The organism is Streptomyces sp. NPDC104367 (genome assembly GCF_055583825.1).
The window spans coordinates 1-10,976 of sequence record NZ_JBVJND010000074.1; the positions used below are offsets into that span (position 1 = coordinate 1).

General features: G+C 74.1%; 9 protein-coding genes and 1 pseudogene. 4 read left to right on the forward strand and 6 right to left on the reverse strand.

Annotation, left to right across the window (positions count from 1 at the left end; all coding sequences use genetic code 11):
• The 3 genes and pseudogenes from ACZ619_RS45480 to ACZ619_RS45490 form a co-directional block, all read right to left on the reverse strand.
• Window positions 1–85 (reverse strand): annotated as a pseudogene (locus ACZ619_RS45480) (DNA-binding response regulator); the annotation flags it as partial.
• A gap of 60 nt (window positions 86–145) precedes the next feature.
• Complete coding sequence (locus tag ACZ619_RS45485; RefSeq protein ID WP_469611895.1) at window positions 146–844, reverse strand: CBS domain-containing protein; 699 nt, start codon at window positions 842–844, stop codon at window positions 146–148.
• Window positions 845–859: 15 nt separating this feature from the next.
• The gene (locus tag ACZ619_RS45490) at window positions 860–1,324 is read right to left on the reverse strand and encodes a Crp/Fnr family transcriptional regulator (RefSeq protein ID WP_469611897.1); all 465 of its coding nucleotides are present in this window, start codon (window positions 1,322–1,324) and stop codon (window positions 860–862) included.
• A gap of 588 nt (window positions 1,325–1,912) precedes the next feature.
• Here ACZ619_RS45490 and ACZ619_RS45495 point away from each other — a divergent pair.
• From ACZ619_RS45495 to ACZ619_RS45505, 3 genes are all read left to right on the forward strand, one after another.
• Complete coding sequence (locus ACZ619_RS45495; protein WP_469611898.1) at window positions 1,913–2,818, forward strand: universal stress protein; 906 nt, start codon at window positions 1,913–1,915, stop codon at window positions 2,816–2,818.
• A 198-nt stretch (window positions 2,819–3,016) separates the two neighbouring features.
• Complete coding sequence (locus tag ACZ619_RS45500; RefSeq protein ID WP_469611900.1) at window positions 3,017–5,707, forward strand: bifunctional acetate--CoA ligase family protein/GNAT family N-acetyltransferase; 2,691 nt, start codon at window positions 3,017–3,019, stop codon at window positions 5,705–5,707.
• Between the two features lie 19 nt (window positions 5,708–5,726).
• The gene (locus ACZ619_RS45505) at window positions 5,727–6,458 is read left to right on the forward strand and encodes a CBS domain-containing protein (RefSeq protein WP_469611902.1); all 732 of its coding nucleotides are present in this window, start codon (window positions 5,727–5,729) and stop codon (window positions 6,456–6,458) included.
• A gap of 101 nt (window positions 6,459–6,559) precedes the next feature.
• Here the strand turns inward: ACZ619_RS45505 and ACZ619_RS45510 are convergent, their stop codons facing one another.
• The 3 genes from ACZ619_RS45510 to ppdK form a co-directional block, all read right to left on the reverse strand.
• A complete protein-coding gene (locus ACZ619_RS45510) occupies window positions 6,560–7,012 on the reverse strand; it encodes a pyridoxamine 5'-phosphate oxidase family protein (protein WP_469611909.1) in 453 nt (150 codons plus the stop codon).
• A 183-nt stretch (window positions 7,013–7,195) separates the two neighbouring features.
• Window positions 7,196–7,582, reverse strand: coding sequence for a hypothetical protein (locus tag ACZ619_RS45515; RefSeq protein ID WP_469611904.1), 387 nt, complete (start codon window positions 7,580–7,582; stop codon window positions 7,196–7,198).
• Window positions 7,583–7,626: 44 nt separating this feature from the next.
• Window positions 7,627–10,314: a pyruvate, phosphate dikinase gene (ppdK, locus tag ACZ619_RS45520; RefSeq protein ID WP_469611905.1), complete on the reverse strand. Its 2,688-nt coding sequence runs from the start codon at window positions 10,312–10,314 to the stop codon at window positions 7,627–7,629.
• 213 nt (window positions 10,315–10,527) lie between these two features.
• Between ppdK and ACZ619_RS45525 the strand changes: the two genes are divergently transcribed.
• Window positions 10,528–10,976, forward strand: a 449-nt coding sequence (locus ACZ619_RS45525) for a GAF domain-containing protein (RefSeq protein WP_469611907.1), incomplete at its 3' end; no start/stop codon positions are given.

Sequence of the window (10,976 nt, forward strand, 5' to 3'; positions counted from 1 at the left end):
TCAGACCGCGCCGGACCACCTCGTGGTCGTCCAGCAGGAACACCCGGATCGGGTCCTGTTCCGTGAAGGTGCGCGGCTGCGTCATGACGACCCCTCGTCCTAGGTGGCTGCCAGGAGGATCGTCGCCCGGAGGGGACGGCCCGCGCTAGGGCCGTCCGGCCCCACCCGCGTGCTCCGCGTCCGCCGTCGCGGCCGCCCGCCGGTCCGTGGACAGGTCGAAGTCGACGTCCACGACACCCTCGACGGCCCTGACCAGCCGCGCCGCCACCGGGACCAGGGAGGTGTCGCGCATCCGGCCGACGAGTGTCACGACGCCGTCGTGGACGTCCACGTGCAGGACCGAGTCGGGGGCGGGGAAGAGGTACGACACGACCTCGCGGCTTACTTCTTCCGCGATCGACTCGTCGTCACGCAGGAATACCTTGAGCAGGTCGGCGCGGCTGACCACCCCCCGCAGGACACCGGCCTCGTCGACCACGGGCAGGCGCTTCACCCTGGACCGCGCCATGACCCGCGCGGCCCGGGCGAGCGTGGCGTCCGCCCGCACCGTCACAGCGGGGGAGGTCATCAGCTCACCCGCCGTCATCGCGCCGGCCTTGGCCAGGTCGTCGACGTGGCTCAGCCGGGCGAACCGGCCGGGGTCGCTGTCCCGGAACTCCTCCTTGCGCAGCAGGTCGGCCTCCGAGACGACGCCGACGACCCGGCCCCCGCCCTCGACGACGGGCAGGGCGCTCACCCGCCGGTCCCGCATGAGCTCCACGATCTCCTTGAAGTGCGCCTCGCGTCCGACGCTCACGACGGTCGTCGTCATGACGTCGCCGACGATGTGCGGCGTGCCGTGCATGGGGTCACTCCTCGGTCAGTTGCCCGCACCCGCGCCGTACGGGGCGTACAGGTCGAGCAGTCGGGTACGGGCCGTGCGCAGCCGGTGGGCCACTACCTCGCCCACCCACTGGATGACGGCGTTGCCCAGCGCCGGGTCCTCCCGGCACAGGGACCTGACGGCCTCCGCGTCGAACTCCCAGGCCCGTACCGGCGTCGTCGCCTCGGCGCCCAGATGCCACACGTGCGGGCCGAACAGCCAGGACCAGCCGACCAGTTCGTTGGGCCCGACGTTCTCGATGACGGCCGACCGGCGGCCGGGAACATGCACGTCCAGTTCGATCCGCCCGGTACGGACGATCCAGAACCGGTCGGCACGGCCGCCCTCCTCGAAGAGCCGGGTGCCGGGAGCGATCGACACCTCCCGCCCGGTCTGCGTCAGCCGGTCCCGGTACTCGGCCGGGAGCGCGCGCAGCACGCTGGGGGTCGGGGTTGTCTGCATGACGGGCCTCCCAGGCCGGGCGTACAAGGTCCTGCCTCCAGCGTGTGCCGTGAGGGGCGGGCCCGCCATGGGCCGAGCGGACCTCGGAGCCCGGGACCATCAGCACGCCGGCGGCCCGTACGGCCGCCGTCTGCCCCGCGACGCGCAGAACGGCGGTGGGGAGCCTGGCCGCCCGCCTGTTCACCGACGGCACCGCGAACCGGCTCGTCGCCGTGCGGCTTCCGTCCGCCCGCGCCTACACGCGCCGACGGGCCCCTGGACGGAGGCCGCCGCCCGGTTCGTCGAGCGCACCGGCGCACTGGCCGCCACGGGCGTCCCGGACGCGGCCCCGAGATCGTCCACGGCCGCTCCGGCATGGTCCGCCCGGACCTGACGGGGAGGTAACGGCGCCGCGTCGTCCGATTCCCAGCGGCGGCCGCACCGACCGGGCCGTGCCCGGTACGTCCGTGGCGGGATCCTGGGTCGGTCGGTCCCGGTCCGGGGACCACCGGCCCCTGCCCGGCGCCCCGTCCGGCCCCGAGGCTGTAAGCGGATCCCTCGCGGACGCTCCGCTTGCCCGGGGATCCCGCTCCGCAGGAGGTGGAGACCATGCTCCGTACCGTCACCGTAGGGCTCGACGGCTCGCCGGAGAGCCGGGCCGCCGCCGAATGGGCGGCCCGCGAGGCGAAACTGCGCGGCCTGGCCCTGAAGATCGTCCATGTCCGGGAGCCGGTCCCCGCGCATGTCGCGCAGGGACCGCTGGCCGGTACCGAGACCGTGCAGGACCGGACGGAGAACCTCCGGCGCGAGTCCGCAGAAGGCATCGCCCTGCGCCACCCCGGTATGCAGGTGATCGACGAAGTGCTCACCGGCCGGCCCGGGGAGCTGCTGTCCCGGGAGGCCGACGCCTCCGAACTCCTCGTCCTCGGCTCGCGCGGCCTCGGCGGCGTCGGCGGATTCCTGATGGGCTCCGTGGGCCTGCGCGTCGTGGCCCACGCCCGGCGCCCGGTCGTGCTGGTGCGGGCGGGCGAGCAGGCCGCGGAGGAACACCGGTCGGACCCCGCGGGCGTGCCGTCGGCGGCGGGGCCGTTCCGGCCCGTCGTGCTCGGGCTCGACACCGACGACCCGGACGCGACGCTGCTCGACTTCGCCTTCGACAGTGCCGCACGCCGTGCCGCGCCGCTCAGGGTCGTCCACGGCTGGAGCCTGCCGCCGAGCTACGAGTACGTCGTCGCCGTCGGCTACGACCCCCGCGAGACCTTCGGCCGGCGCATGGCCGCCGAACTCGCCGATGTCCTGCGGCCCTGGCGGCAGAAGTACCCGGACGTCGAGGTGATCGAGGCCGGCCGGGACCGCGCCCCCGCGGCGGCCCTGACCGACGCGGCCCGCGACGCCTCACTGGTCGTCGTCGGCCGCCGTACCCGCACCGGCGTCCTCGGCTCGCACATCGGCCACGTCACCCACGCCGTCCTGCACCACGCCACGGCCCCCGTCGCCGTCGTACCTCACGGCTGATCGGGAGCGCCCGTGGCCGGCACCGGCCGGCTGCTGGACCTCACCGCGCTGGGCACCGAGGACCGGGGCGCGGGCCGCGAACGCTGTCCGGGGTGAGGTGGGGGGCGAACGGCCCCCACCTCACCCCGGACAGCCCATGGGATCACGCCGGAGCGCGGCGGATGCTCGAGGTATCGACCGGTTTGGAGGAGATCCGCCATGACGGACGACCTGCTCGACCGAGCCCCCGCGCACGCACTGCTCGCGGACGGCACCACCGTCTGCCTCCGTCCCGTCACGCCGGCCGACCACGACCGGCTGGAGCGGTTCTACGACGGCATGTCCCCGGAGAACCTCCGTCTGAGGTTCTTCGGGGCGAGCCGCCGCTCCGCGGCCATGGCCGCCGACCGGGCCTGCGCGGGCCGCCCCGGCCACCGGGCGCTGCTGGCCGAGGCACGGGGCGAGGTGCTGGGCCTGGCCGAGTACGACATCGGCGGTGAGGACGGCTCGGCGGAGGTCTCCGTCGCCGTCGCGGACGGGGTGCACCACCGGGGCGTGGGCACGCTGCTCGTCGAGCACCTGGTGTCGGCGGCCCGCGCCGAGGGCGTCCGCGTCCTCACCGCCGACGCGCTGAGCGAGAACCGCGAGGTGCTCCGCCTCTTCGCCGACCTCGGGCTGCGCATGTCCCGGCGTTTCGAGGGCACCGAGACGTGCTGCACGATTCACCTTGACGAGAACGACGCCTATCTCGCGGCCGTCGAGTCCCGCGGCCGCTCGGCCGACGTGGCGAGCCTGGTACCGCTGCTGCGCCCGGAGACGGTCGCGGTCGTCGGCGCCGGCCGCAGGCCCGGTTCCGTGGGCCGGGCGATCCTCCACCACATCCGCGGCGGCGGCTACCCCCGCCGGCTCCTCGCGGTGAACCCGAACGTGACCTCGGTACTCGGCGTGCCGTCGTACCCGAGCGTGGGAGCCCTGCCCATGACCCCGGACCTGGTGGTCGTGGCGGTCCCCCCGGCGGCGGTCCCGGACATCGCGGAGGACTGCGGCAAGGCGGGCGTCCGCGCCCTGCTCGTCGTCACCTCGGGGCTGGACGCCGGCCAGGCCCGGTCGCTCCTCGCCGCCTGCCGCGAGTACGGCATGCGCCTGGTCGGCCCCAACTGCCTCGGCCTCTCCCACACGGATCCGGCGGTGCGCCTGGACGCGACGTTCGCCGCGGATCATCCGCGGCCGGGCAGCGCCGGGGTCGCCGTGCAGTCCGGCGGCATCGGCATCGCCCTGCTGGAGGGCCTGTCCCGGCTCGGCATCGGGGTGTCGTCCTTCGTCTCGCTCGGTGACAAGTACGACGTCAGCGGCAACGACATGCTCCAGTGGTGGGAGACCGACGGCCGCACCGATCTGGCCCTGCTGCACCTGGAGTCCTTCGGCAACCCCCGCGCCTTCTCCCGTACCGCCCGCAGAGTCGCCCGCCGCATTCCGGTGCTGACCGTGGACGCGGGACGCTCACGGGAGGGGCGCCGGGCCGCCGCCTCGCACACCGCGGCCGCCGCCACTCCCACCATGACCCGCCGGGCCCTGTTCACCCAGGCCGGCGTCACCGCCACCCGCTCCGTCGGCGAACTCCTCGAAACGGCCGCGCTGATGTACTCCCAGGTGCTGCCCGAGGGGACGCGCGTCGTGATCGTCACCAACGCGGGCGGCGCCGGGGTGCTGGCCGCCGACGCCTGCGCCGAAGCGGGGCTCAGCCTGCCGGCGTTCACGCCCAGGGCCGTCGACGGGCTGGCCGCCGTGCTCCCCGCCGGTGCGTCGTTCGGGAATCCCGTCGACGTCACGGCCGCCGTGAGCGAGGAGGAACTCCGCAGGTGCGTCGACCTGTTCATCCAGGACCCCGGCGTCGACGCGGTGCTGGTGGTCCTCGTCCCGACCGCCCTCGCCACCGCCACCGGCGACGACCTGATCCGCGCCCTCACCCGGGCGCCAGGCCGCCGGACGAAGCCCGTCGTCGCCGTACGCCTGGAACAGGACCTGCCGGTGAAGCTGCTGCCCGCCTTCGACGACGGCACGATCCCGAGCTACGCGGAACCGCGGGCGGCCGCCCGCGCGCTGGCCCACGCCGCCCGTCGGGCGGCTTGGCTGGCGAGGCCCGCCGGTACCGTTCCGGTCCTCGACGACACCGATACCGAACGCGCCCGCACACTCGCCGACGCCTACCTCGCCGAGCACGCCGACGGCGGCTGGCTCGACCCGCGCGCCTGCGCCGACCTGCTCGCCTGCTACGGCATCCCGCAGATCCCCTGGGCCTGGGCCGAGACCGAGGACGAGACCGTACGCGCCGCCGAACGGCTTCGGGGCCTCGACGGACGGGTCGTCCTGAAGGCGCACTGGCCCGGTCTGCTCCACAAGAGCGAGCAGCGGGCGATCCACCTCGACCTGCGCGGCGAACAACAGATCCGGGCCGCCCACCGTGACCTGCGGACACGGTTCGGCGAACTGATGACCGGGGTCGTCGTCCAGCCGCTCGCCGACCGGGGAACCGAGCTGTTCGCGGGGGTCGCCCAGGACGAGGTGTTCGGCCCGCTGGTGCTGTTCGGGCTCGGCGGCACCGCCACCGAGGTGCTCGCCGACCACACCGCCCGGCTCGCCCCGCTCACCGACCACGACGTCCACGACCTGCTCACGTCCCCGCGCTGCGCACCCCTGCTCTTCGGCGCGCACGGCGGCGGACCGGTCGACCTGGAAAGCCTCGAACAGCTGCTGCTGCGGCTGTCCCGGATGGCGGCGGACCTGCCGCAGCTCGCCGAGGCCGACCTCAACCCGGTCCTCGCGGCACCGGGCGGCGTCACCGTGCTCGACGCACGGGTACGGCTGCTGCCCCGCCGGCCCCGGGATCCCTATCTGCGCCGGCTGCGCTGAGCCCGAGGAGGGAACAGACATGAAGCACGACAAAGTGGGCTCCGTGATGACCGCGGACGTCGTCCACGCCACGCACGGCACCCCGTTCAAGGAAGTGGCCCGCCTGCTCGCGGACCACCGGATCAGCGGACTCCCGGTGATCGACGAGGACGACAAGGTCATCGGTGTCGTCTCCGAGACGGACCTGATGGTGCGCCAGGCGCGCGCCGCCGCCCCCTACGAGCGCAAGCACCGCGGCACGTCGCTCGGGTACCGGACCCGCAGCTCCCGGCGGCAGGCCGCGAAGGCCAGGGCACGTACCGCGGGCGACCTGATGTCCGAACCGCCGGTCACGGTCCACGCCGAGAACACGATCGCCGAGGCGGCGCGCACCATGGCCGAACGGCAGGTGGAACGTCTCCCCGTCCTCGACGAGGAGAACCGGCTGGTCGGCATCGTCACCCGGCGCGACCTGCTGAGCGTGTTCCTGCGCCCGGACGCCGAGATCCACGAGAGGGTGATCCAGGAGGTGCTGGTGCACTCGCTCTGGCTGCCGCCCCGCAGCGTCGAGGTCCGCGTCACCGAGGGCGTCGTCACCCTCACCGGTCACATGGAACGGCGGACCGAGGCCGAGATCGCCGTCACCATGACTCGTCAGATCGACGGTGTGGTCGACGTGCTCGACAAGCTGACCTACCGTCTCGACGACGCCCGCGTCCGCCAGGAGCAGGCCCCCCGGGACGAGGCCGACGATCGTCCGCCCGGGATGTGAGGAGAATCGGGCGGCCCCGGCCGACCACACCGGCGTGGGCAAAAGGGCCGTTCGGCCCACTCCGGTCCGACCAGCGGGCCATCGCCCCCACGGAGAACCGCTCAGTCGTCGCCCACGAGGGCGATGCCGGTCACCAGGTCCGGGTGGACGCGCACCGCGTGTTCCATGGTCCGGTCCAGCCAGGGACGCAGCAGCGTCTCGTAGCGGGCGAGTTCGCGAGGGTCGGTCACCAGGTGCGCGTAGCCGGTGACCACCACGCTCCGGCCCAGGTGGGTCTCCGGAGCGATCGCGTCGGCCTCGTGGACGACGACGACCCCGGTGCCGTCGGCCGGCCGGGTGCGGGAGGCCAGGGCGGCGCTCTCGTGGGTGCGGATGACTGTTTCCCCGTCGACCAGCACGTGGTTGACCGGGCGGACCGTGGGCAGCGCTTGCCGGGTGAACACGATCCGGCCCGGCGACACCGAACCCAGCAACCGCAGCGCCTGCGAACTGTCGAGTTCGACGCTCCGGCGCGCACCCGTCTCAGGGGCGGGTGCGCTGTCGTCGTCGACTATGGAGGGTTTCCCTCGGTGAGACGTCCACCGGCGCGACGGAGGTGCCTCGCCGAAGTGATGAAGGCCCGATGGCCACGGGCGGAGCGACACCGCGGGGGATCGGTGCCGCTCCTGGCACAACTCTCTTCCCGGAGACGCTTCTGCGCAGGTGCCGTTGGTCCCGGGACCTGGCCCGACCGGCCCTCATCCACCGGACGGGGCGGCCTCGCTCCCGGCCGATGGACCGCCGCGCCAGGGCGGCGGCGTCGCCGCCCGGCGGGCCGTGTCCGCCCGGTGCGCCTGCTCCCGCGCCCGGACCCGCACCCGGTCCTCCAGCCGGTCCCCGAGCTCGCGGGCGGTGGCCTCCTCAGCGTGGACGAGCACGACGGTGCCGGCCACCAGGAGCCGGGCCGTGGCCGACCACGGCCGCCGGACGTGCGGGGCGGCGGCCTTCACCACGGTCAACGCCCCTTCGGCGGGCGGCAGCCCGATCCGCTCGAAGGCCGCCTCGACCTTCGACCGCACATAGCCGATCGCCTCCTCGTCCACCTCGCCCTGGGCGCGCACCCGTACGGCGTCCCTGGTGGTCATCCGTCCCACGTCCTCTCGTTCGCCACCGCTCACCGACAGGTGGTTCACCGGCTGTCGCCGCCGCCGGTCCCGGCGAGGGCGGCCCGTCCGGCCTCCAGCCGCGCCACCGGGACCCGGAACGGCGAGCAGGAGACGTAGTCGAGGCCGGCCTCGTGGAAGAAGCGCACCGACCCGGGATCGCCGCCGTGCTCGCCGCACACGCCGATCTCCAGCCCGGGGCGGGCGGCACGGCCCTCCTCGACGGCGATCCGGACCAGCCGGCCCACGCCCTCGCGGTCGATCGTCTCGAAGGGGGACACGGCGAAGACGCCCCGGTCGAGATAGGCGGAGAAGAACGCCGCCTCGACGTCGTCCCGGGAGAAACCCCACGTGGTCTGGGTCAGGTCGTTCGTGCCCAGGGAGAAGAACGCCGCCCGCTCGGCGATCCGGCCCGCGGTGAGCGCCGCGCGGGGCAGCTCGATCATGGTGCCGACCGGGCAGTCGAGCGGCACGCCGGACTCCTCGGCCACCTCGGCCAGCACCCGCTCCACCTCCTCGCGGGCGAGCCCGAACTCCTCCACGGCACCGACCAGCGGCACCATGATCTCCGCCCGGGGGGAGCCGCCGGCCCGGGTCCGGGCCACCACGGCCTCGGCGATCGCCCGGACCTGCATCGTGACCAGGCCGGGAACCAACAGACCCAGCCGCACGCCCCGGAGGCCGAGCATCGGGTTGTCCTCGCGCATCCGGTTTACCGCGGCGAGCAGCTCGACGTCGTGCTCCGCCGGGCGCTCGCCGCGGGCCTCGGCGGCCGCGACACGTACGGCGAGCTCGGTGCGGTCGGGCAGGAACTCGTGCAGCGGCGGGTCCAGCAGCCGGATCGTGACCGGCAGCCCGTCCATCGCGGCGAGGATGCCGGTGAAGTCGTCCCGCTGCAGGGGCAGGAGCGCGGCCAGCGCCCGGTCGCGGTCGGCGTCCGTGCGGGCCAGGATCATGTCCTCGACGAGCTTGCGCCGCTCGCCGAGGAACATGTGCTCGGTACGGCACAGTCCGATGCCCTGGGCGCCGAACCGGCGGGCGCGAGCCGCGTCCTCGGGGGTGTCGGCGTTGGCCCGGACCTCCAGCCGCCGTACCGCGTCGGCCTGTTCCAGCGCACGGGCGACCGCGGGGACGACACCGTCCGACTGCTCGCCGGTCTCCAGGTACCGCATGGCGGCGGACGGGACCATCGGGACCGCCCCCGCGTACACGGTGCCCGCGGAGCCGTCCACCGAGACCACCGTGCCCTCCTCCACGACGGTGCCGTCGGGCGCGGTGAAGCGGCGGGCCGCGGTGTTCACCGCGAGTTCCTCCGCACCGCATACGCAGACCCTGCCCAGGCCGCGGGCGACGACGGCCGCGTGACTGGTCTTGCCGCCGCGGCTGGTCAGCACCGCCTGCGCGGCGAGCATGCCCGGCAGGTCGTCCGGGGCCGTCTCCTGCCGGACCAGGACCACCCGCTCGCCGGTCGCGGCACGGCGTACCGCCTCGGCCGAGTCGAAGACCACCGCGCCGACCGCCGCGCCCGGCGACGCGGGAACGCCGTGGGCGAGGGCGGCGCCGGTGGCCGCGCCGTCGAAGCGCGGGAACATCAGCTTGGCCAGGGCCTCCCCGCTCACCCGGGCGAGAGCCTCGTCCGGGGTGATGAGTCCTTCCTCGGCGAGCTCCGCCGCGATGGCGAACTCGGCCTCCGCGGTGCGCTTGCCGACCCGGGTCTGGAGCATCCACAGCCGGCCGTGCTCGATGGTGAACTCGATGTCGCACAGGTCCCGGTAGTGCCGCTCCAGGGTCCGCATGTGATGGCGCAGCTGCCGGTGGGCGGCCGGGTTCAGCCGCTCCAGCTCGGCCAGCTGCACAGTGTTGCGGATGCCGGCGACCACGTCCTCGCCCTGCGCGTCGGCCAGGTAGTCGCCGTACAGGCCGGGGCGTCCGGTGGCCGGGTCCCGGGTGAAGGCGACGCCGCTGCCGGAGTCTGCTCCGAGATTGCCGAAGACCATCCGCTGCACCGTCACGGCGGTGCCCAGGTCGTCGGGGATGTGCTCGCGGTGCCGGTAGACACGGGCGCGCTCGCCGTTCCACGAGCGGAATACCGCGAGGACCGCGAGGCGCAGCTGCTCGGCGGGGGACTGCGGGAAGTGCCGTCCCGTCTCGTCGAGGATCAGCCGTTTGTACGTCTCCGTCAGCCAGGCGAGGTCGCTCGCGTCGAGGTGGAGGTCGTCCGGCGCGTCGCGGGCCTCCTTGAGCAGGGTGATGGCCTCCTCGAACAGGGCCGGGTCGACGCCCATCACCGTGCCGCCGAACATCTGGAGCAGCCGGCGGTAGGAGTCCCAGGCGAAGCGCTCGCTCCCCGACGCCTTGGCCAGGCCGGGCACCGAGTCGTCGTTGAGGCCGATGTCCAGGACCGTCTCCATCATGCCGGGCATGGAGAACCGGGCGCCGGAGCGCACCGAGAGCAGCAGCGGGTTGTCACGCTGCCCGAGCGACTGCCCGCTCGCGGCCTCCAGAGCCGACAGATGCCGGGCGATCTCCTCCGTCATGCCCTCCGGCTCGGCGCCGGTGGCCAGGAAGGCCCGGCAGGCCTCGGTGGTCACGGTGAATCCGGGCGGCACCGGCAGGCCCAGCCGGGTCATCTCGGCCAGGTTCGCACCCTTGCCGCCGAGCAGGTCGGCCATGGCGCGACCGCCCTCGGCGAAGTCGTACACGTATCGGACCATGACGCCGCTCTCCTCCGTCGGACGGGGCTGGTTCCGGTTCCAGCGTCGGACGCCCGGGGCCGGTGGGGCAGGTGCTGTCCGACCCCGGCGGTGGGCCGGTCGGCCCACCGCCACGTGGCCTGTTCGCGGTGCCCCCGCCCGGTTCCGCCCAGTAACGTGTCCGGTGACCGGACCTGCCGGTGCGCACGAGTCGAGGGGATCGCGAGGACCGCGGTGGAAGGTTCCGAGGACGCCCGTGTCCGGCTGCCGCAGCTCAGGCTCGACGAGCTGCTGGACGAGCTTCAGGCCCGTCTGGACGCGGCCCGCGGCACCCGCGACCGGGTGCACAGCCTCCTGGAGGCGGTCCTGTCGGTCGGCCGGGAGCTGGAGCTGGAGCAGGCGCTGCGCAGCATCGTGGAGGCGGCGGCGGTGCTGGTCGACGCCGAGTACGCGGCCCTCGGCGTGATCGGCCCCGACGGCAAGCGGCTGTCCGCCTTCCACACGGCCGGCGTCTCCGACGAGGAGATCGCCCGCATCGGCCCCTTCCCGGAGGGCCACGGCATCCTCGGCGAGCTGATCCGCCACCCTGAGCCGCTGCGCCTCGCGAAGCTCTCCGAGCATCCGGCGTCGTACGGCTTCCCGCCGAACCATCCGCCGATGAACACCTTCCTCGGCGTTCCGAT

Excerpts from the sequence above, each read along its gene's own strand:
- ACZ619_RS45485 (WP_469611895.1), bottom strand. The coding sequence starts at position 844 with ATGCACGGCACGCCGCACATCGTCGGCGACGTCATGACGACGACCGTC.
- ACZ619_RS45490 (WP_469611897.1), bottom strand. The coding sequence starts at position 1,324 with ATGCAGACAACCCCGACCCCCAGCGTGCTGCGCGCGCTCCCGGCCGAG.
- ACZ619_RS45495 (WP_469611898.1), top strand. The coding sequence starts at position 1,913 with ATGCTCCGTACCGTCACCGTAGGGCTCGACGGCTCGCCGGAGAGCCGG.
- ACZ619_RS45500 (WP_469611900.1), top strand. The coding sequence starts at position 3,017 with ATGACGGACGACCTGCTCGACCGAGCCCCCGCGCACGCACTGCTCGCG.
- ACZ619_RS45505 (WP_469611902.1), top strand. The coding sequence starts at position 5,727 with ATGAAGCACGACAAAGTGGGCTCCGTGATGACCGCGGACGTCGTCCAC.
- ACZ619_RS45515 (WP_469611904.1), bottom strand. The coding sequence starts at position 7,582 with ATGACCACCAGGGACGCCGTACGGGTGCGCGCCCAGGGCGAGGTGGAC.
- ppdK (WP_469611905.1), bottom strand. The coding sequence starts at position 10,314 with ATGGTCCGATACGTGTACGACTTCGCCGAGGGCGGTCGCGCCATGGCC.